We start from the raw sequence: 22570 nt of genomic DNA, 5'->3' as shown, positions 1-22570 counted from the left end.
GGGTTACGGACACCGGGGAACAGGGAAATCGGCCCTGCCCGCGGGCGCCGGCGACGCGCCGCCGCGACCGTGCCCGGCCGGCCGTCGCGGCGGCCTGGCGGCCAACTCCGCGACTGTAGATACCGAACCATCCTCAGGCAAGTGACCTGGCGTTTTTGCCGTCACCGTGAACTAGGCGCCGCTCGGCTGCGTCGTATGATCATGAAGCCATCAGGGGGGCCGTTCATTCACTGTTCGGCGGTTCGGTACTCCATGAAATCGCAGGTAGTGACGCTTACGGGGAAGGGAATCGATGGCTGCCATTCGCGCGATTCGTGAGGTGCTCGTCAAGGGGCTGGTCTTCGGCGAGGGCCAAGCCCGCATTCGGGGTGCTGATAAGGAAATCGAAGAACTCGCCGAAAGCATCCGCCGGCACGGCATGCTGGAGCCGATCGTGGTGTGCCCGAGCGCACGCGACCCGCAGAAGCTCGAAGTGCTCATGGGGCAGCGGCGCGTCCAGGCGCACCGCATCCTCGGCCGCCGGACGATCCTGGCCGCGATCATCGACAGGCCGGTGGACCTCACCACCGCGCGTGTCCTCTCCCTTACCGAGAACCTGCTCCGCGTCGACCTCGACACCCGCGACATCATCGACGGGTGCACCACTCTGTACCGCAAGTACGGCAGCGCGCGCATGGTCGCCGAGGAGACCGGGCTGCCCTACAACACCGTCCGCAAGCACGTGAAGTACGACCGGCTCACCACGGAGCTGCAGGAGATGGTCGACTCCGGCGAGGTCGTGCTGGACGTCGCCCTGAAGGTGCAGGACGTCGCCGACACCGACGTCCCGCTCGAACCCGACGAGGTCAAGCTGCTGGCGCGGGAGATGTCGGAGATGACCGCGGCCCAGCGGCGCACCGTCATCAAGGCGAAGCAGGAGAGCCCGGAGACCCCCGTCGAGAGCCTGCTCAAGGAGCACGCCTCGCCGAAGAAGAAGGTCAAGCAGATCATCGTGACGCTCAGCCCGGACGAACACCAGGCGTTACAGGCGTACGCGAAGCAGCGGAAGGTCACGCAGGACAAGGCCGCCCACATCCTGATCAGCGATGCGCTGGAGCTCATGCTCGAGGAGAAGCTCTCCGCCTGAACGACTCCGCGCCGCACCCGGCGCGGAACGATCGAGATCCCCGTGCCGGGCATCCGGCACAGTACACCGCCGCGCCGGCGACCAGAAGGAGCCACCGGCGCGGCGGTTTCTTTCTGTTTCCGCAGGGACGCCCTGCCGCCTCGCCCCTGCCGCCCCCGGTTGCCGCACCGCATCGACGCGCGCGCCGGTGCGGGCGCCGAGTGGTTTTAAAACCACTCGCGATCATGATCTGCCGCGGCGCGGTGCGAGTGCCCGCACGCCCGTGAACCCACGGCCCGCGCGGCCGCGCCGGAGTGCGGTGGAGCGGTGGCAGCGTGCGACGCACCGGCATGCGGTGCGGCCGAGGTCGTTTTAAAGACAACGCCGGCGCGGCGAATCGGTGCCCGCGCCCGGCACCTTCCGCTCGCCGCCCGAGATGCGTTTTAATTGCACGGCGATGCCGCGCGCTGAAAGATCTGAAAGACGGGGGAGCGCCGCGCGCCTTGACCCGCGTCGCCGACTCATCGGATCATGTTCTCTGCTCTTCTGGCCGCAGCTATGTCGGCATTCGCAGTTCACTGAAGTTTTCCGGGACGGGGGGTATCGCCGGTCGTGTTGGATGCGCGTCTTCCTTTATCGCCCGCGCAGCTCGACATTTGGATGTCGCTGCAGCTGATCGGTGACAACCCCGAATACAATCCGGCGCAGTACATCGTGATCCGCGGCCGGCTGGACGAGGAGCTCTTCCGCCGCAGCGCCGCGGTGGCGTCCGGGGAGGCCGGCGTGCACCGGGCCGTGTTCGGCGAGGGGCCGGACGGAATCCCGTTCCAGGCGCTGACCGCCGAGCCCCGCGACGACCTCGAAGTCATCGACCTGACCTGCGAGGACGACTCGGCCGCCGCAGGACGGCAGTGGCTGCGGTCGCAGGCCGCCCGGCCCATCCACCACGAACGACCGCCGCTGTACTCCTGGTCCCTTCTCCGCATTTCGCAGGACGAGCACTGGTGGCACATGAGATGCCACCATCTCATTGCCGACCTTTTCTCTTTCGGACTTCTGGCCAAGCGCGCGGCCGAGGTCTACACCGCGCTCGAATCGCTTCGCGAATACCCGCCCGGATGGTTCTCCGACTGGCCCGGTGCCCTGCACCGCAACCTCGACTACCACGGGTCCGCCGAAAAGTTGCTGGACGAGCGCTACTGGCTTGACAACATCGAGGAACTCGTCCGCCGCAAGGACGATTTCGAATCGCCGACCCACCGGCCGGACTCCGTCCGCGCGACGTTCGAGGCCGACCCCGCATTGCGCGCCGCATTACGCGAGCGGTGCCGGGAACTGGGCGTCCGGCCGGCGCACTTCCTCGTCGCCTCTTTCGCCGCCGACCTGCAGCGGCTGACCGGCGACGACGCCGTCATGTTCAGCCTCCCGGTCGCCGAACGGCTGGACGAGGCGACCCGGGCCACGCCCGGCATGCTGGCCAACGTCGTCCCCTTCGCCCTCCGGATTCCGGCGTCCCTGTCGGTCGCGGAACTGGCGGCGCGGACCGGCAACCGCCTCGCGGAGATCGCCCGGCATTCCCGGTACCGCGGGGAGGACCTCGCCCGGCGGCTCGGCATCAGCCGCGGCGGCGCGTGGTACGGCCCGGTGCTCAACGTCGTCGAGTTCAACCGGACGCTCCGCTTCGGCGCCGCGGTCGCCGAGCCCCCGCGCAACCTCTCCGTGGGCCCGGTACGGGACCTGACGCTCACGACGTACGGCTGGTCGCACGGCACGTCGGCCTGGCTCGACTTCGACCTCAACGCCTCCGCCACCGCCCTGGACGAGGCCGCGCTGCACAAGGACCGCTTCCTGGAGACGCTCGACCATCTCGTTTCCGGGCTGGCGGAGAAGAACGTCCGCCACACGACGACCTTCGAGATCGACCGGCGCCTCGTCCACCGGTGGGGGGACGCCGCTGACGCTTCGGCCGCCGGGCCAGTGTCGGTGGTGGAGCGGGTGCGGTTGTGGGCGGAGAAGTCTCCGGACGTGGTGGCGGTGGTGTGCGGTGGCGATCGGCTGACGTTCGCTGAGTTGTGGGAGCGGTCGGGTCGGCTGGCCGGGGTGCTGGCTGCGAGTGGTGTGCGTGGCGAGGTCGGCGTTGGTGTGGCGTTGGGCCGGTCGCTGGATCTGGTGGTGGCGTTCGTCGGGGTGTTGCGGGCGGGTGGCGTGTACGTGCCGCTGCCTGCGGGTTATCCGGCTGAGCGGCTGAGCCTGATGGCGGCCGATGGCGGCGTCGGTGCGGTGATCACCGATGCGGGTGGTGCCGACATGGCGGGCGCCGTGTGCGGCTCGGCAGACGCGGTGGTGCGGATCGATCGACTGCCTGAGTCGGCTGTTGTGAATGCCGTTGTTGATCATGACAGTGCTGCGTACGTGGCGTTCACGTCGGGGTCGACGGGTGTGCCCAAGGGCGTGCTGGTGTCGCATCGGGGGCTGGCGGGTTATGCGGCCGCCTGGGAGGAGACCCTGGCCGGGCTGGACGACGAGCGTGGCCCGATGTTGTCGATGTCGGGTGTGGGTTTCGACGTTTCGGTGGGGGACCTGACCCGCGGTCTGTATCTGGGCCGTGGTGTGGTGCTGGTTCCCGAGGCCGAGGGTGTGTCGGTCGAGACGCTGCATGAGGTGATCGCGCGGCACAGGGTCGGTATCGCGGAGATCGTTCCGGGTGTGCTGCTGCGTGAGTTGGCGGCGTGGGCGCGTGAGGCGGGTGGTCTGGACAGCCTCCGCGTGGTGATTTCCGGCACCGATGTGTGGCGCTGGGATGCCCTGGTGGGTGCGGTGGGCACGGTCGCTCCGAACGCGGTGCCGGGCAATGTGTATGGGGTGACCGAGGCGGCGATCGACTCGCTGTTCATGCCGCTGACCGATGGCGCCGGCGCGGACGACAGTCTCGTCCCGGTAGGACGGCCGTTACCTGGGACGCGCGCTTTCGTGCTGGACGAACGCATGCAGCCGACCGCCATCGGCATGCCGGGTGAGTTGTTCATCGGCGGTGCGGGGGTCGCCCGCGGTTATGTGAACCGTCCAGGGCTGACCGCTGAACGTTTTGTGCCCGACCCGTTCCGTTCGGGTGAACGCCTGTACCGGACGGGGGACCGGGCCCGTTGGAACGCGGTCGGGAACGTGGAGTTCCTCGGCCGGGTCGACGAGCAGGTCAAGATCCGCGGGTTCCGGATCGAGCCCGGCGAGGTCGAGGCGGTGCTGGCCGAGCACCCGGCGGTCCGCGACGCGGTCGTGGTCGCCCGCGATGACGGCCCCGGTGGGAAACGCCTCGTCGCCTACCTGGTCCCCGATTCTCCTGACGCCGGCATGGACATGGCGCAGGTGCGGGAGTCCCTCCGTTCCCGTCTTCCGGGCTTCATGGTCCCTGCCGCGTTCGTGGTGCTGGACCAGGGATTGCCGCTGACGGTGAACGGCAAGGTGGATCGTCGCGCACTCCCCGCCCCTGAAGCCGTGGCTGAGACGGCCGGGGAGTATGTGCCGCCGCGTACCGACACTGAGCGTGCTCTGGCGGAGATCTGGCAGCAGGTTCTCGGTGTCGAGCGTGTGGGTGTCGAGGACGACTTCTTCGAGTTGGGTGGCGACTCGATTCTGAGCTTGCAGATCGTTGCGCGTGCTCGGGCGGCCGGGTTGCGGGTCGAGATCGCTGATGTGTTCGCTCGGCAGACGGTGGCTGCGCTGGCCGCGGTTGCTCGTGAGGTGGATCCGGTGGCGACGTCGGCCCAGCAGGGGCCGGTCAGTGGCCCGGTGCCGCTCACCCCGATCGAGCACTGGTTCGTGGGTCAGGACATCGGCGACCGGGACCGTTGGAACTGGTCGGGCATGTTCGAGCTGGGCATTGATGTTGAGCCTGATGCTTTGGCGCGGGCGTTCGATGTGCTGGTCGCGCATCACGACGCGTTGCGGATGCGGCTGGTGTTCGATGTGGAGCTTCAGGAGTGGGTGCAGCACAACGCCGAAACCGAACCGCACGAGGTCTTCGCCACGTTCGATGTGTCCGGGCTGCATGGTGACGTGTTGGACGAAGCCGTCACCGATCGGATGGACCAAGCCCAAGCTTCGCTCGATCTGGCTGGGGGGCCGCTGATCCGGGCGGTGTTGTTCGAGCGGGGTGACCAGCCCGCGTGGTTGGGCATCACGGTTCATCACCTGGTGATGGACGGTGTCTCCTGGACGGTCCTGCTGGACGACCTCGACACCGCCTACCAGGACCAGGCACTCGGGCAGAAGACGACGTCGTTCCAGGTGTGGGCCGAGCGCTTGCAGCAGCAGGCCATCGTCCCCGCGACCTGGAAGGAGCTGCCGTACTGGCAGCAGCAGTTGGAGCAGCAGCGTCCACTGCCAACAGACGTGGACGGCCCCAACACTGAAGACTCGACCCAGTCGGTCCGCGTGGAACTGGACGCCGAAAACACCTCGGCGCTGCTGACACGGGCGCACCGCGCCTACCGCACGCAGATCAACGACCTACTACTGGCCGGTCTCCTGCGCGCGGTCGGACAGTGGAGCGGAACCAAGACGGCCGGGATCGACCTGGAAAGCCACGGCCGCGAAGCACTCGGCAGCGACATCGACCTTTCCCGCACGGTCGGCTGGTTCACCTCCATCTACCCTCTCGCCCTCACCACCCCCGACCTCGACGACCCCACCCAACTCATCTCATCGGTCAAGGAACACCTGCGCGGCGTCCCCCGGCTCGGGGTCGGCTACGGCCTCCTCCGCCACATCACCCCCGAGCCCGACGACGCACAGCAACGCGAGCGGCTTCTCGCGCTCCGGAAGACGGCCACTCCGCAGATCCTCTTCAACTACATGGGGACCATGGACGCCGCACCGGCCGGCGGCGGTGGCGGCAACGGAGAAAAGGCGGCGGAGCCGAGTGACGAATTGCTGGCCAAACAGCTACCGGACGACTTGGCCGGATCGAGTACGGGTGAAGAGAAGGGGCGGGCGCGTTCGCATCTGCTGCAGATCGAGGCGTCCCAGACCGACGACGGCCGAATGGTCTTCGAGTGGTACTACAGCGCCAACATGCACCACGCCGACACCGTCCGGCGCCTCGCCGACGGCCATGTCAGCGCATTGCGCGAACTGATCGGGCACTGCCTGAACCCGGACGCCGGCGCTTTCACCCCGTCCGACTTCCCGATGGCGAAGGTCGACAACAAGAGTCTCGCCGCGGTCCTCAAGAAAATGGGCGGCAGCGGCTGATCCAGCACTGATGGCCAATGGCCGTCGGCGGCTGGCAGGCGGCGGCTAAAACGCGAGCACGGTTCCGGACCGGAGCGGCGCGATGCTACATTCCTTTTCGGTTAGACGGCCGGATTAAACCGGTCTGAAAAAGACGGGAGTGGGATTGTGAACGTCGAGGACATGTACCCGTTGGCACCTGTTCAGCAGGGCATGCTCTTTCACGTCCTGCAGGCTCCCGCCGGCGCGGGCGTGTATTGGGCCCAGGGGCTCTACGAGTTCACCGGGGAGATGGACACCGCGGCGTTACGCCAGGCCTGGGAGCTCGTGGTCGCGCGGCACCCGGTCCTGCGCACCGGGTTCGTGTGGGAGGAGGTCGACGAGCCGCACCAGGTCGTGATGAGCGAGGTCACGGTGCCGTTCGAGGTGCTGGACTGGTCGGCGTCCGACGACGGGGAGCAGTCGGAGCTCCGGGCGGCGCTGCTGCGCGAGGACCGGGAGCGCGGCTTCGACCTGGCCGCCCCGCCATTGTTGCGGGTTTATGTGATCGACCGTGGCGCCGGCCGCTGGTGGATGGTCTGGGGACTCTTCCAGGGGCTGTGCGACGGGTGGAGCCTTCCCGTGGTCCTGGGGGAGATTCAGGCCGCATATGAGTGTCTGCTGCGGGGCGAGCGCCCGGCGCTGGGCCCGGTGCGGCCGTACCGCGATTTCATTGAATGGCTGAGCGCACAGGACCGGGATGCGGCCCGCGAGTTCTGGCAGAAATACCTGGGCGGTTTCGAGGCGGCGACGCCGTTGCCCGTGGACCGCGTGGCGCCGGGGCATTGGGAGCACGAGCGGCGCCGGATCGAGTTGTCCGAAGAGGCGACGCAAGGGCTCCAGGGAGTCGCACGCCGCGCGCGGGTGACGCTGAGCACGGTCGTCCAAGCGGGCTGGGCGCTGCTGCTGAGCCGGTTCAGCGGCCAGGACGACGTGGTGTTCGGGCTCACCGTTTCGGGTCGCCCGGCGCAGTTATCGGGGATGGAGTCGATGGTGGGGTTGTTCATCAACACCCTGCCGTTGCGCACCGATGTCCGGCCGGGCGAGTCGTTCCTCGATTGGCTGCGGCGCCTTCAGGACGTCCAATTGGAAATGCAGCGGTTCGACTACACCCCGCTCACCGAGATCCAGAAGGCGTCCGAGATCACCGCCGGCACCTCTCTGTTCGACACCATCCTGGTCGTCGGCAACTACCCGAGCGAGCAGAAGCCCGACCAGCTCACCCCCGTCGAGGACGACGACGAGGACGCCGGAGTGCTGACCGGCCTCGACTCCATCGAGGAGGGCAACTACCCGCTGATGCTCGTCGTGGACCTGGAGGAGCGGCTCGGGCTGGCCGTCGAGTACTCCACCGCGGCGTTCGACGAGCCGACCGTGGACGTGCTGCTGGACCACCTCGAACTGATGCTGAACGCCGTCGCGGCGGACCCCGAGCTGACCGTCGGCGACATCCCGCTGCTGTCGGAGGCCGAACTCGGCGTACTGGAGACTCCGGACACGGAGGAACTGGCCGAGGGCTCGATCGTCGAGAGCTTCGAGGAGCGGGTCCGCTGGTCGCCCGACGCGGTGGCGGCGGTGTGCGGCGACGAGCGCCTGACGTACCGGGAGCTGGACGAGCGGGCCGACCGCCTGGCGCACCTGCTGCGGGAGCGCGGCGCGGGCGCGGGATCGCTGGTGGCGGTGTCGCTGCCGCGGTCGGTGGACCTCATCGCGGCGATGGTCGGGGTGCTGAAAACCGGCGCGGGCTACGTCCCCGTGGACCCGTCCTACCCCGCCGACCGGATCCAGTGGCTGCTGGCCGACGCCGCCCCGGTGGCGGTGGTCGACGAGGACCTGATGCGGGAATCGCGGGACCACCCGGCCGAGCGCCCGGGGATCAGCGTGGACGCCGCGCAGACGGCGTACGTGATCTACACCTCGGGTTCGACGGGGCGTCCGAAGGGTGTGGCGATTCCGCACGCGAATGTGCTGCGGTTGTTCTCCCGGACGGATAAGTGGTTCGAGTACGGGCCGGACGACGTGTGGACGATGTTCCATTCGGCGTCGTTCGATTTCTCGGTGTGGGAGATCTGGGGTCCGTTGCTGCACGGTGGCCGTGTGGTGGTGGTTCCGTTCGAGGTGTCGCGGTCTCCGGAGCGGTTCGCCCGGCTCCTTCGTGACGAGGGCGTCACGGTGCTGTCGCAGACCCCGTCCGCGTTCTACCAGCTCACCGCCGCCCACGACGACGATCCCGGCCTGGCGGACGGGCTGGCGCTGCGGTGGGTGGTGTTCGGCGGCGAGGCCCTGGACGTCGCGCGGGTGGCTGGCTGGCAGACCGCGCACCCCCAGGTCGGCCTGATCAACATGTACGGGATCACTGAGACGACGGTGCATGTCACCTACCTGCCGGTCGATGAGGCGATCACGGCGCGTGGGTGGCGGGCGTCGCCGATCGGTGAGCCGATCGACGACCTGACGGTGCTGGTGCTGGACGAGCAGCTCCGTCCGGTCGGTCCGGGGATGCCGGGTGAGATGTATGTCGGTGGCGGGGGCGTCGCACGCGGGTATGTGAACCGTCCCGCGCTGACCGCCGAGCGGTTCGTCGCCGACCCGTTCCACTCCGGTCGGCGTCTGTACCGCACGGGTGACCGGGCGCGTCGCCGCCCTGACGGCCGCTTGGAGTATCTGGGCCGGGTGGACGAGCAGGTCAAGATCCGCGGGTTCCGGATCGAGCCCGGGGAGATCCAGGCCGTCCTGACCGACCACCCTGCTGTCCGCGACGCGGTGGTGATGGCCCGCGAGGACGGCCCCGGCGGCAAACGCCTCGTCGCCTACCTGGTCCCCGGGTCCGGCGACACCGGGATCGATGTGGCGGGGGTGCGGGAGTTCCTCCGCGACCGCCTCCCCGGATATATGATCCCGGCCGCGTTCGTCGTCCTGGACGACGGGCTGCCGCTGACCGCGAACGGCAAGCTGGACCGCCGTGCGCTGCCGGCCCCCGACGGGGTGGCGGAGGTCGCCACCGAGTACATCGCGCCGCGCACCGACACCGAGCGGGCCTTGGCGGAGATCTGGCAGCAGGTCCTCGGCCTGGAACGCGTCGGCGCCGAGGACAACTTCTTCGAGCTCGGCGGCGACTCGATCCTGAGCCTGCAGATCGTCGCTCGTGCCCGCGCGGCCGGGCTGCGCGTCGAGATCGCCGACGTGTTCGCCCGCCAGACCGTCGCCGCACTCGCCGCCGTCACGCAGGAGGGCGACGCCTCGCAGGCGTCCGCCGAGCAGGGGCCCATCAGCGGCGCCGTCCCCCTCACCCCGATCCAGCACTGGTTCCTCGGTCAGGACATCGGGGAGCGCGACCACTGGAACTGGTCCGGGATGTTCGAACTGGGCGCCGACGTGGACCGCGCGGCGCTGGGGCGCGCGTTCGACGTCCTGATCGCCCACCACGACGCGCTGCGGATGCGGCTGGCGTTCGATCCCGCGCAGAACCGCTGGGAGCAGCACAACGCCGACGCCGAACCGCATCAGGTGGTGAGCACCTTCGACGTGTCCGGCCTGCACGGCGAGGCGCTGGGCGAGGCCGTCACCGCCCGGATGGCCGAGGCCCAGACCTCGATCGACCTGGCCGACGGGCCCCAGATCCGCGCCGTCCTGTTCGACCGCGGCGCAGAGCCGCCGTGGCTGGGCATCACCGTCCACCACTTCGTCATGGACGGCGTCTCGTGGAGCGTCCTGCTGGAGGACCTCGGCACCGCCTACCAGGACCAGGTGCTCGGCCAGAAGACCACGTCGTTCCAGACCTGGGCGGAGCAGCTCCATCAGCACGCCGACGCCGCCTCCACATGGGACGAGCTGCCGTTCTGGCAGGAGCAGCTGGATCTCCGCCGACCCCTCCCGGCCGACCAGGACGGCCCCAACACCGAGGACTCCACCCGGTCCGTCCGGGTGGAGCTGGACGCCGAATCCGCCGCCGCGCTGCAGACACGCGTCCACCGCCCCTACCGGACGCAGATCAACGACATCTTCCTCGCGGGCCTGCTGCGGGTCCTCGGACGCTGGTCCGGCACCACCACCGCCGCGATCGACTTCGAAAGCCACGGCCGCGAGGCGCTCGGCGAGGACACCGACCTGTCGCGGACGGTCGGCTGGTTCACCTCCATCTACCCGCTCGCCCTCAGCGCCCCCGGCCTCGACGACCCTGGCCAGCTCATCACCTCCGTGAAGGAGCACCTGCGCGGCGTCCCCCGGCGCGGCATCGGCTACGGCCTCCTGCGCCACATCACCCCCGAACCCGACGAGGGGGAGCGGCGCGAACGGCTGAGGGCACTGCGAGAGCGGCCCGCGCCCCAGGTGCTCTTCAACTACATGGGCGCGACGGTGTCGGCCGAGGGCCGTGGCGGGCTGGTGACGAGGCAGCTGGACGGCGACCTCGCCGGGCCGCGCACCGGCCCCGAGACCGGCCGCCGCCGGTCGCACCTACTGCAGGTCGAGGCGTTCCAGGCCGAGGACGGCCGGCTGGTCCTCGAATGGGAGTACAGCCCGCACGTCCACCACGCGTCCACCGTCGAGCGGCTCGCCGCCGAGTACGCCGCGGCGCTGCGCGAGCTGATCGAGCACTGCCTGTCCCCGGACGCGGGCCGCCTCACCCCGTCCGACTTCCCGCTGGCCGCACTGGACCAGAACACCCTCGACGCCCTCATCCGAGGCGGAGGGAAGATCCAGAATGGCTGACCGGATCCAGGACGTGTACCCGCTGGCCCCGCTCCAGCAGGGCATGCTGTTCCACTCGATCGAGGCCCCCGCCGAGGCCGCCGGCGCCTACTGGGCGCAGGAGGTCGGCGAGTACACCATCGACCCGATGGACGCGGACGCGATGCGCCGGTCCTGGGAACTGGTGATGGAGCGGCACCCGGTGCTGCGCACCGGGTTCGTCTGGGAGGGCGTGCCGGAGCCGCTGCAGGTCGTGCACTCCGAGGCGGCGCTGCCGTTCGAGGAGCTGGACTGGTCCGGCGCCGACGACGCCGAGCAGCAGGTCCGGCTGGAGAAGCTGCTGGCCGCCGACCGCGACGCCGGCTTCGACCTCGCCTCCCCGCCGCTGATGCGGGTGCGGCTCATCGGGCGCGGCGGCCACCGCTACTGGATGGTGTGGACGTTCCACCACATCTGCCTGGACGGCTGGAGCATCCCGATCGTGGTGGACGAGGTCCAGGCCGCCTACGACCAGCTGACGAGCGGGACGTCCAGCCCCGCCCTGCCGCCCGTCCGGCCCTACCGCGACTTCATCCAGTGGCTCGCCGGCCGGGACGCCGCGGAGGCCGGCGCCTTCTGGCGCGACCACCTGGCGGCGTTCGAGGCGCCCACCCCGCTGCCCGTCGACCGTCCCGCGACCGGGCACTGGTCGCACGACACGCACGTGCTGGACCTGCCCGCCGGCGTCACCCGCGGCCTGATCGACCTCTCCCGCCGGGCGCGGGTGACGCTGAGCACCGTCGTCCAGGCGGCCTGGGCGCTGCTGCTGAGCCGCTACAGCCGCCACGGCGACGTGACGTTCGGGCTCACCGTCTCGGGCCGTCCCGCCCAGCTGTCCGGGATGGAGTCGATGGTGGGGCTGTTCATCAACACCCTCCCGATGCACACGACCGTCCGGCCCGACGAGCCGTTCATCGACTGGCTGCGGCGCCTCCAGGACGCCCAGCTCGCCATGCAGCGGTTCGACTACACGCCCCTCGCCGAGATCCAGAAGGCGACGCGGATCCCGCCGGGCGTCTCCCTGTTCGACAGCATCATCGCGTTCCAGAACCTCCCGGAGGGCGACCTCGACGAGGACGAGGCGGACCCCGGCGACGGAGCCGCCGTCGTCGACGCGTTCGCGACCGTCGAGCAGTCGCGCTACCCGCTGATGTTCTCCGTCGACCTGGAGGGCGCGCTCAGCCTGGGCGTCCAGTTCTCGACGGCGGCGTTCGACCGGGCGACCGTCGAGCGGCTGCTCGACCAGCTCCGGCAGGCTCTGGCGGCGGTCGCGCAGACCCCCGGCCTGCTCGTGCGGGACGTGCCGCTGTGCTCCCCGGAGGAGCGGCGGCAGATCGTCGAGGACTGGAGCGCGCAGCCGCCGCAGCCGTTCACCCGCCGGACGCTCACCGAGCTGTTCAGGGACCGGGTGGCCGCCGCCCCGGACGCCCGCGCCGTCCTGTGCGCGGGCGAGGAGCTCACCTACGCCGAACTCGACCGGCGCGCCAACCGGGTCGCGCGGTGGCTGCGCCGCAACGGCGTGCGGCCGCAGGACCGGGTGGGGCTCTGCTTCGACCGCAGCGTGGAGTTCGTCATCGCGCTGCTCGGCGTCGTGGAGGCGGGAGCCGCCTACGTGCCGCTGGTGCCGGGCCTCCCGGACGACCGCCTCCGGCACATGATCGGCACCGCCGAGGTCGGGGTCGTCGTCACCGGCGCCGACCGGCCCGCCGGCCTCGGTTCCGCCGGCGTGCGGGTCCTGGAACTGGCCGAGGCGGACGACGGCGCCGCTACCGAACCCGTTGAGGGCACCGGGACGCGTCCCGGCAGCACCGCCTACGTGATGTTCACGTCGGGGTCCACCGGCGAGCCGAAGGGCGTGGAGGTCACCCACGAGGGCGTGGCCCGCGCCTACCAGGACCCCGTCGCCCGGGTCGTCCCGGACGACGTCATGTCGCACCTGGTGCCCGTCTCCTTCGACGCGTCGACGTTCGAGATCTGGGGCGCGCTGCTGAACGGCGCGACCCTCGCCATCGCCACCCCCCGCGAGCTCGAAGAGATCGACATCGTCTCGATCATGCGCCGCAACGAGGTGACGGTCGCGGTCGTGCCGACCGGGCTGTTCCACCAGGCGGCCGAGCTCGCGCCCGAGGCGTTCGCGGGACTGCGGATGCTGCTGGTCGGCGGGGACGCGATGTCCACCGGGCACGCCCGCAAGATCAAGGAGCAGCTGCCCGACCTCACCGTGATCAACGCCTACGGGCCGACCGAGACCACCATCGCCTGCACCGTCTACGACATCGACGACGGGCTGCCGCCCGGCGAGGGCTCGGTGCCGATCGGCCGCCCGCTCGCCGGCACCGGCGCCTACGTGCTCGACGACCGGCTGAACGTGGCCCCGGTCGGGCAGCCGGGCGAGCTGTTCATCGGCGGCGGCGCCCTGGCCCGCGGATACGCCGGACGCCCCGACCTGACGGCCGAGCGGTTCGTCCCCGACCCCGTCGCGGGGGTGCCGGGGCGGCGGCTGTACCGGTCCGGCGACCTCGCGCGGTGGCGCGCCGACGGCGTGCTGGAGTTCCTCGGCCGGGTCGACGACCAGGTCAAGATCCGCGGTTTCCGGATCGAGCTGGCCGAGGTGCGGGCCGCGCTCGCCGCGCACCCCGGCCTGCGCGACGCGGTCGTGACCGTCCACGAGGACGAGGCGACCGGCAAGCGGCTGGTCGGATACGTCGTCCCCGAACCGGGACAGGCCGCCCCCGGCCCGGCGGACCTGCGCGCCCACATGCACCGGCGGCTGCCCGAGTACATGGTGCCCGCGCTGTTCGTGGCGGTGGACGCGATCCCGCTGACCGAGCACGGCAAGGTCGACCGCCGGGCGCTGCCGGCCCCCGAGGTGACCGCCGACGAGGACGCCGAGTACGCGCCGCCCACCACCGAGGCCGAGGAGACGCTCGCCGAGATCTGGGCGCAGGTGCTCCAGGCCGAGCAGGTGGGGATCCACGACAACTTCTTCGCGCTCGGCGGCGACTCGATGCTGAGCCTGCAGATCGTCGCGCGGGCCCGCAAGGCGGGCCTGGAGGTGAGCGTCGCCGAGGTGTTCGAGGCGCAGACGGTCGCCGAGCTGGCGCGGGTGGCGCGCCCGGCCACGGACGGGATCCGCGCCGAACAGGGCGCGGTGTCCGGACCGGTGCCGCTGCTGCCGGTCCAGCGCTGGTTCGCCGAGCACGAGATCGGCGCCCGGGACCACTGGAACTGGTCCGGCGTGTTCGCGCTGCGCCCCGGCACCGACACCGGGATGCTCGAACAGGTCGTCCACGCGCTGGTCGACCACCACGACGCGCTGCGGATGCGCCTCGCGTTCGACTCCGCGCGCCACGACTGGGCCCAGTACAACGCCCCGTCCGAGGACGCCGAGGTGTTCTCGGTCGTCGACCACAGGCACGTCCCGGACGACCACCGGGACGCGCTCGTCACCGAGGCGATGGCCGCCGCGCAGACGTCCCTCGACCTGGCGGACGGGCCGCTGCTGCGCGTCCTGTGCTTCGACCGCGGCGACGACCCGGCCTGGCTCGGGATCACCGTGCACCACCTGGTGGTCGACCTGCTCTCCTGGAACGTCCTGCTGGAGGACCTCCACCTCGGCTACGAGGCGCTCGCCGCCACCGGAAGCCTGGACGGCGCGTTCGGCCCCAAGACCACCTCGTTCAAGGAGTGGGCCGAGGAACTGGACGCCTACGCCGCGTCCGGCGCGGCCCGCGCCGAACTGCCGTACTGGACGCGGCAGCTCGAACCGGGCTTCGAGGTTCCGCTCGACACGCGGGGGCCCAACACCGAGGCGTCCCGGGCGACCGTGACCGCGCTGCTCGACGCCGACGCCACGGCCGCGCTGCTCGGCCGGGCGCACCGCGCCTACGGCACCCGCATCAACGACCTGCTGCTCGCGGCGCTGCTGCCCGCGCTCGGCGGCTGGGCCGGCGTCGACCGGCTCACCATCGGGCTGGAGAACCACGGCCGGCACCCGGTCACCGACGCCGCCGGCCGGATGGACCTGTCGCGCACCGTCGGCTGGTTCACCTCGATCCACCCGGTGGCGCTGTCCGCCGCCGACCCGTCCGACCCGGGGACGCTGGTCACGGCCGTCCGGGACGAGCTGCGGAGCGTCCCGAACGGGGGCGTCGGCTTCGGGGCCCTGCGCCGGCTCGCCCCGGAGGACGACGCGGTGCGGGAGCTGCGGGCCTGGCCCGACCCGCAGGTCGTCTTCAACTACTCCGGCGGCTTCGACGCCGTCGAGGACGACGAGGTGGGCCTCTTCGCCGAGGAACTGCCCGACGAGCTGAACGGCACCGTCATGACCGAGGACCAGCGCCGCCCCTACGTCCTGCAGATCGAGGCCGCCCGCACCGGCGACGGGCGGCTGGAATTCGAATGGGGCTACAGCACCGCGCTGCACCGGCCCGAGACCATCGCGCGCGTGGCGCAGGCGCACGTCGCCGCGCTGCGGGAGCTGATCGAGCACTGCGACCGACCGAGTACCTGACCCATCGCTGAACGGCCGAAATGTCACACCAGGAGGACAAGGGTGTCTGAAAACGACCGCATCTTCACCATCGCCGGCGACGATGCCGCGCAGATCGTCGATCTGTCGCTGCGGATCGCCAAGGAGTACGACGGACCGGAGGACGAGGCGCTGCTGCGGGAGCTCCCGCTGCTCGCCGCCGAGTTACCCGCCGGACCGAGGCGCTACCTGCGCTCGTTCGCGCTCGACGACCGGCTCGGCTACTGCATCGTGCGCGGCCACCACATCGACGAGGACCGGGTCGGTCCGACCCCGGAGCACTGGCGGGGACGCCCCGACCCGCATCCGGAGTTCGCCGAGGAGATCCTGCTGCTGCTGTACGGGGCCTGGCTGGGCGAGCCGTTCGGGTGGAAGACCCAGCAGGACGGGCGCCTCGTCCACGACGTCTTCCCGATCAGCGGCTACGAGACCGAGCAGATGGGCGTCGGCAGCTCCGAGCTGCTGACGCTGCACACCGAGGACGCCTTCCACCCGTTCCGGGCGGACCTCCTGCTGCTGCAGTGCCTGCGGAACCCGAAGGGGATCAGCACGATCGTCAGCGAGATCGACGTCGACCGGCTCGACCCCACGCACGCGGACGTGCTGCGCGAGGACCGGTTCCTGATCCGGCCCGACGACTCCCACCTGCCCGAGAACAACGTCGTCACCGGCGCCCACGCGGACGAGTTCGACAGGGTCACCGCGATGAAGCAGGACGACAACCGGGTCGCGGTCCTGTGGGGCGACCCGGCCAGCCCCTACATCCGGCTCGACCCGTACTTCATGGACATCCCCGAGGACGACCGGCTGGCGCGGGAGGCGTTCGCCGCCACCGAGAAGCTCATGGAAGAGGGCTGCAAGGACGTGATCCTGGAGCCCGGCGACATCCTGTTCATCAACAACCACCGGATGGCGCACGGCCGCCGCCCGTTCACCGCGTCCTACGACGGGACGGACCGCTGGCTGAAGCGCGTCAGCGTGACCACGGACCTGCGCAAGTCCCGCGCCGACCGCGGCTCGGCGACCGCCCGCCTGGTCTGACCACCGCCGACCCACCGAGCCGAAGGCAGGGATCGCATGACCTTGCGGACACGACTCCGCGTCCGCCGGCGATGGCCGGAGACGGTGCGAGGCATCTTCCTGGTGCTGAGCGTGCTGCCGCGCGTCGGCCGCGGCCGCACGTGGCTGCTCGGGATCGGCGTGCTGCTCGCCGCCGCGCTGCCCATCGCGGTCGCGGTGCTGATGGGGCTGCTGATCGGCGTGATCCCCGACGCGGTCCGCGACGGCATGGACTCCGCCGCCGGGGACCGCGCCGTCACGCTGATGTGCGTGGTCGCGGTGCTGGTGGTGCTGGCCCGGGCCCTCGGCCCGGTGCTGACCGCCGGCGCCTCGACCCTCGGCCGCGACCTCGACCGCTACCTGCAGGAACGGGTGCTCGCCGCGGTCGGCGGCCCGCGCGGCATCGCCCACCTGGAGGACGCGGAGGTGCAGAACGAGGTCCGCATCGTCCGCGGCCTCGGGATGAGCGCGCAGCGGCCGAGCGAGACGGTCGAGGCGCTGCCGCAGATCCTGACCGAATGGCTGCGGGCCCTCGGGGCCGCGGCCGTACTGTTCGCCTTCCACTGGTGGCTGGGCCTGCTCTGGCTGGTCGTCTGGCCGGCGGTGGTGTACCGGATGCAGCGCGACTACGTCCGGATCGGGGAGGAGGGGTACGGGCAGAGCACCGAGTTCCGGCACGCCGAGTACGTCCGCGACCTCGCGTTGAACCCGGGGCCCGCCAAGGAGGTGCGGATCTGGGGGATGCTCGGGTGGCTGACCGACCGCTTCGAGGACCGGTGGCGGACCGCCGTCACGCCGCTGCGCAAGGCGCGCACCCCCCACCTGAGCATGCTGCTGCCCACCGGCGCGCTCGTCCTCGCCCTCAACCTCGCCTCCTACGGCCTGCTGGCCTGGGCGGCCGTCAAGGGCCACCTCGAACTGGAGGCGGTCTCGGTGTTCGTGATGGCGCTGTCGAACGCCAACTCCTACGCCGTCGGCGACGAGCACTTCAGCCTGTCGTACGCGGCGATCACCGTGCCGAGGGTCCTGCGGCTGGAGGAGCGGCTGGGCGAGGTCGCCGATGACGGCGGGAGCCTGCCGGTCCCGTCCGGCGCCCCGAAGGAGGGGGTGCGGTTCGAGGGGGTGCGGTTCAGCTACCCGGGGGCCGACCGGGAGGTGCTGCACGGGCTCGACCTGACGATGCGGGCCGGCCAGTCCCTGGCGATCGTCGGCGAGAACGGGGCCGGCAAGACGTCCCTGGTCAAACTGCTGTGCGGGCTCTACGAGCCGACCGGCGGGCGGATCACGGTGGACGGCACCGACCTCGCCGGACTCGACCCCGGGCAGTGGCGCGGCCGCGTCGCCGCCCTGTTCCAGGACTTCGGCCGCTACCACCTGCCGGTCCGCGACAACATCGCCTTCGGCGCCCCCGGCCGGGCCGCCGACATGGACGCGCTCCGCGCCGCCGCCGAGAAGGCCGGCATCCTCGACGTCATCGAGGAGCTGCCGGAGGGCTGGGACACCGTCCTGTCCCGCGAGTACACCGGCGGCGTCGACCTGTCCGGCGGGCAGTGGCAGCGCGTCGCCCTCGCCCGCGCCATGTTCGCGGTGGAGGCGGGAGCGCGCGTCCTGGTGCTGGACGAGCCGACGGCCGCGCTCGACATCCGTGCGGAGGCAGAGCTGTACGACCGGTTCCTCGAACTCACCGAGGGGCTCACCACCTGCCTGATCTCGCACCGCTTCTCCACCGTCCGCCGCGCCGACCGCATCGTCGTCCTCGACGGCGGCAGGGTGGCCGAGGACGGCACGCACGAGCAGCTCATCGAACTCGACGGGCGCTACGCGCACATGTTCAACCTGCAGGCCGAACGGTTCCGCGCCGGAAAGGTGCCGGCCGGGGAGGAGGTCATGGATGCGTGACACCTTCCGCGCGTTCACCACGACGATCGGATTCGGGTTCCGGGCCGCGCCCCGGCACGCCGCCGCGCAGATCGCGATGGAGGTCCTGCTCTCGCTGGCCGGACCCGCCATCGCCTACGGCGGGAAGCTGCTGGTGGACGCCGCCGTCGACGGCGAGGCCCGCCCGGCCGTCATCGCGACGGCCCTGATCAGCGCCATCGTCGCCGGGCTGATCATCACGATCTACTACAGCGTGCACTGCTCGTTCTGCGTGCTGGAGCGCAGCCAGGTCGTCGCCGACCGGAAGCTGATGCGGCTGATCGGCGGCATCCACGGCCTCGCCCACCACGAGCAGTCCGAGTACCTCGACCAGGTGCAGCGGATCCGCGAGGAGCGCGAGAGCCTCGCCGGCATGGTCAACGCGACCGCCGGGCTCGGCAGCGCCGTGCTCGGGTTCGTGGCGACGGCGGTGCTGCTCGCCCGCGTCCACCCCGGCCTGCTCGCGCTCGTGCTGCTCGCCGTGGTGTCGCTGCTCATCGCCCGCCGCGCCAACGACCTGGCTATCGAGGCGCAGGAGGACACCAGCGAGACCGAACGGCTCCGCCGGCACCTGTACGACGTCGGGACCGCCGCGCCGGCCGGCAAGGAGCTGCGGGTCTTCGGGCTCGTCCCCGAACTCCTCACCCGCCACCACCGGGCGTCGGACGACGTGCTCGACGCCCGCAACCGCGCCGACTGGCGCGCGGCGCGGCTCGGCTCCCTCGACGCCCTCGTCAACGCGGCCGGCTTCATCGGCGCCATCGTGGCCGTCCTCCTGCTCGCCATGGACGGCCGCGCCACCCCCGGCGACGTCGTCCTCGTCGTCGGCCTGGCCATGGAGATGGGCGAGGTGATCTCCCGGACCGCCGAGTACGGCGGCGAGTTCCTCTGGACGATGGAGCAGGCGCGCCGGCTCGTCTGGCTGGAGAGGTACGCCGAGGACGCCGCCGCCGCGCCCGCCGACCCGGCGGCGCCGCCCGCCGCGCTCACCACCGGCATCAACCTCACCGACGTGACGTTCCGATATCCGGGCTCCGACCGGCCGGTGCTGGAGAACGTCTCCCTGCACCTGCCCGCCGGCTCGGTCGTCTCCCTCGTCGGCGACAACGGAGCCGGGAAGACGAGCCTGGTCAAACTGCTCTGCGACTTCTACCGGCCGGACGAGGGGCAGATCATCGTCGACGGCCGCGACCTGCGCGACATTCCCAGCGAAGAATGGCGGGACCGGGTCACCGGGGCATTCCAGGATTACGTCGACTTCGAATTCCGCGCGCGGGAGAGCGTCGGCGTGTCCAGCCCTTCGCACATCGGCGACGACGCGGTCCTGCACACAGCCCTCGACCGGGCCGACGCCACGGCCGTGGTCGGCGGGCTGCCCCGCGGGCTCGACACCCAGCTCGGCACCACGTGGGGGGACGGCACCGACCTGTCCGGCGGGCAGTGGCAGCGCCTCGCGCTGGCCCGCGGCCTGCTGCGGCCGGACCCGCTGCTGGTCGTCTTCGACGAGCCCACGGCCGCGCTCGACGCCCAGACCGAGCACGCCCTCTTCGACCGGTTCGCCCGCGCGGCCCGCGCCGGCGCGGGCGGCGGCACCATCACGCTGCTGGTCTCGCACCGCTTCTCGACCGCCCGGATGGCCGACATCATCGTCGTCCTCGACGGCGGGCGCATTCGCGAGATCGGCAGCCACGAGGAGCTGATGAGCCGGGGCGGGCTTTACGCGGAACTGTATGACATTCAGTCGAGAGCCTATCTTGAGGCGTGAGAACAGAGTGGAGCCGCCGAAATGAAGTATGCGCCCGCCGAACTTGAGATCTGGATGCGCGACTACTATTTCGCCGTCGACGACGACATCGGCAGCAGCGGCGTCGCCGACTACTCGCTGGCGGATCTGCGCGAGCTGCTGGGCTTCTCCTCGGCCGACCTCGACGCGATCGTGCTGCGCGACAGCATGTCGCTCGGCGGCGACGAGGTGCGCGCGGCGATCGCGGACCGGTGGGGCGACGGCGACCCGCACAAGGTCATGGTCACCCACGGCGCCAGCGAGGCGATCTACCTCGTCATGAGCACCCTGCTCGACCCGGGCGACCGCGTCGTGGTGCTGGACCCCGTCTACCACTCCCTCGCCTCCACCGCGCGGACCCTCGGCTGCGAGCTCGTGCCGTGGGAGATCAACGCCGCCGACGGCTACCGCCCCGACCTCGGCGCGCTCCGCGCGCTCGTCGCGGAGCCCACCAAGGCGATCGTCGTCAACCTGCCGCACAACCCGACGGGAACCTCGGTCACCGCGGCCGAGCGCGACGAGCTCGTCGCCATCGCCCGGTCCGCCGGCGCCTACCTCATCTGGGACCAGGCGTTCCGGGAGATGGTCCACGCGGGGGAGCCGCTGCGCGACCCGATCAACGACTACGACCGCGCCGTGTCGTTCGGCACCCTGTCCAAGGGGTACGGGCTCGCCGGACTGCGCGTCGGCTGGTGCCTGGCCCACCCCGACGTGCTCGACGGCGTCCTCGACCTGCGGGACCGGACGACACTGCACCTGTCGCCGCTGGTCGAGTTCCTCGCCGCGCGGGTGGCGCGCGGGGCCGACCGCCTGCTCGCGCCGCGGCTCGACCAGGCCCGCCGCAACCTGGTCGTGCTCCGGCAGTGGGCCGACGACAACCCAGAGCTGGTCGACCTCGTCACCCCGATGGGCGGCGTCAGCACCTTCCCGCGGCTCGTGGGCATCGACGACACCACCGCCCTCTGCCACCGGCTCGCGCAGGAGCACCGCGTCCTGCTCGTCCCGGGGAGCTGCTTCGGCGACCCCCAGCGCGTGCGGCTCGGCTTCGGCGGGCCGGCCGCCTCCCTCGAACGCGGCCTCGACCGGCTGGCCGGCGTCCTGCGCGAGGAACGATCCCTCCAGCACGTCGCCGGCTGAACCTCCACATCCGAACCGAGAGGAAACCATGGCCAACCCATTCGACGACACCGACGGCCGCTTCCTGGTCCTCGTCAACGACGAGGGACAGCACTCGCTGTGGCCGGCGGTCATCACCCCCGTGCCCCAGGGCTGGACCGTCGCCCACCCCGAGGACGACCGCCAGGCCTGCCTCGACTACGTCAACGAGCACTGGACCGACATGCGGCCGAAGAGCCTGGTCCGCCGCATGGCCGAGACGGAGGCGGCGCCCGCCTGAGGCAGGGGCCGGTCAGGAGGGCGGGCGGCCGGTCAGCCGGGTCGTGAGCGCGGCGGCCGTCGCGCGGACGGACCCGGCCAGGCGCGGCCGCCCCTCCTCGGGATGGTCCTCGCGGCGGAACGTCACCGTGATCGCGGCGGTGGGGTGGCCGGTGTGGTCGAAGGCGCAGGCGGCGATGCTGGCGAAGCCCTCGGTGACGTGGCCGTCCTCCGCCGACCAGCCCCGGCGGGCGTCCTCGGCGAGGACGCGGCGCAGTTCGCGCAGGGAGGACGGGCCGCGGCCGGTGCGGTCCACGAAACGGCCGGGGAACAGGGCCCGCACCTGCGCGGAAGGCAGGTGCGCGAGCATCGAGCGGCCGCTCGCGGTGAGCTGCGCGGGCATCCGGACGCCGACGTCGGTGACGAGCGTGGCGTGCCGGGGCGGCTGCTCCTTGAGCAGGTAGAGGGTCTCGGCGCCGTGCAGGACGCCCAGCTGGGCGATCTCGCCGACCTGGTCGACCAGGCGGCGCAGGAGCGGACGCGCCAGCCGCTCCAGCGGCTCGTGCCGCAGGTAGGCGGAGCCGACCTCGAAGGCGGCGACGCCCAGGCCCCAGCGGCGCTCCTCCGGGATGGAGATGACGAAGCCGTCCGCCGCCATCGCGGTCAGCAGGTGGTAGGTGCTGGAGCGGGGGAGGCCGAGCGCGCGGGCGATCGCCGAGGCGGGGAGCGGGCCGGGCGCGGCGGCCAGCAGGCGGAGCACCGCGAGGGCGCGGCGGGCGGCGGGCACCTGGCTCATTCCCCCATT

General features: G+C 71.2%; 10 protein-coding genes. 9 read left to right on the top strand and 1 reads right to left on the bottom strand.

The window, feature by feature from the left end:
• Positions 1–292 precede the first annotated feature (292 nt).
• The 9 genes from E1293_RS15330 to E1293_RS15290 all read left to right on the top strand — a co-directional run bounded on the left by E1293_RS15330 (position 293) and on the right by E1293_RS15290 (position 21787).
• The gene (locus E1293_RS15330; RefSeq protein WP_132198063.1) at positions 293–1126 is read left to right on the top strand and encodes a ParB/RepB/Spo0J family partition protein; all 834 of its coding nucleotides are present in this window, start codon (positions 293–295) and stop codon (positions 1124–1126) included.
• Between the two features lie 591 nt (positions 1127–1717).
• On the top strand, positions 1718–6355 hold the full coding sequence (locus tag E1293_RS15325; RefSeq protein ID WP_279473147.1) for a non-ribosomal peptide synthetase: 4638 nt from the start codon (positions 1718–1720) through the stop codon (positions 6353–6355).
• 147 nt (positions 6356–6502) lie between these two features.
• Positions 6503–11083, top strand: coding sequence for a non-ribosomal peptide synthetase (locus tag E1293_RS15320; protein ID WP_132198061.1), 4581 nt, complete (start codon positions 6503–6505; stop codon positions 11081–11083).
• Complete coding sequence (locus E1293_RS15315) at positions 11076–15614, top strand: non-ribosomal peptide synthetase (RefSeq protein WP_132198060.1); 4539 nt, start codon at positions 11076–11078, stop codon at positions 15612–15614. The genes E1293_RS15320 and E1293_RS15315 overlap by 8 nt, the downstream gene beginning before the upstream one ends.
• A 42-nt stretch (positions 15615–15656) precedes the next feature.
• On the top strand, positions 15657–16673 hold the full coding sequence (gene gntD, locus E1293_RS15310) for a guanitoxin biosynthesis L-enduracididine beta-hydroxylase GntD (protein WP_132198059.1): 1017 nt from the start codon (positions 15657–15659) through the stop codon (positions 16671–16673).
• A gap of 36 nt (positions 16674–16709) precedes the next feature.
• Entirely contained in the window at positions 16710–18590 is a 1881-nt protein-coding gene (locus E1293_RS15305; protein WP_132198058.1) for an ABC transporter ATP-binding protein, read from the top strand.
• Positions 18583–20373, top strand: a complete 1791-nt coding sequence (locus tag E1293_RS15300; RefSeq protein ID WP_132198057.1) for an ABC transporter ATP-binding protein — start codon at positions 18583–18585, stop codon at positions 20371–20373. Before E1293_RS15305 ends, E1293_RS15300 begins: the two co-directional genes overlap by 8 nt.
• Before the next feature lie 21 nt (positions 20374–20394).
• On the top strand, positions 20395–21528 hold the full coding sequence (vioD, locus tag E1293_RS15295) for a capreomycidine synthase (RefSeq protein WP_132198056.1): 1134 nt from the start codon (positions 20395–20397) through the stop codon (positions 21526–21528).
• A gap of 28 nt (positions 21529–21556) precedes the next feature.
• The gene (locus E1293_RS15290; protein ID WP_132198055.1) at positions 21557–21787 is read left to right on the top strand and encodes an MbtH family protein; all 231 of its coding nucleotides are present in this window, start codon (positions 21557–21559) and stop codon (positions 21785–21787) included.
• A gap of 12 nt (positions 21788–21799) precedes the next feature.
• Here the strand turns inward: E1293_RS15290 and E1293_RS15285 are convergent, their stop codons facing one another.
• Positions 21800–22561: an IclR family transcriptional regulator gene (locus tag E1293_RS15285; protein WP_132198054.1), complete on the bottom strand. Its 762-nt coding sequence runs from the start codon at positions 22559–22561 to the stop codon at positions 21800–21802.
• Between the last annotated feature and the right edge of the window lie 9 nt (positions 22562–22570).

Origin of the sequence: Actinomadura darangshiensis (assembly GCF_004349235.1) — a bacterium.
In the GTDB taxonomy this organism is placed as follows: domain Bacteria; phylum Actinomycetota; class Actinomycetes; order Streptosporangiales; family Streptosporangiaceae; genus Spirillospora; species Spirillospora darangshiensis.
This window is presented reverse-complemented; position numbering and strand designations above follow the sequence as displayed.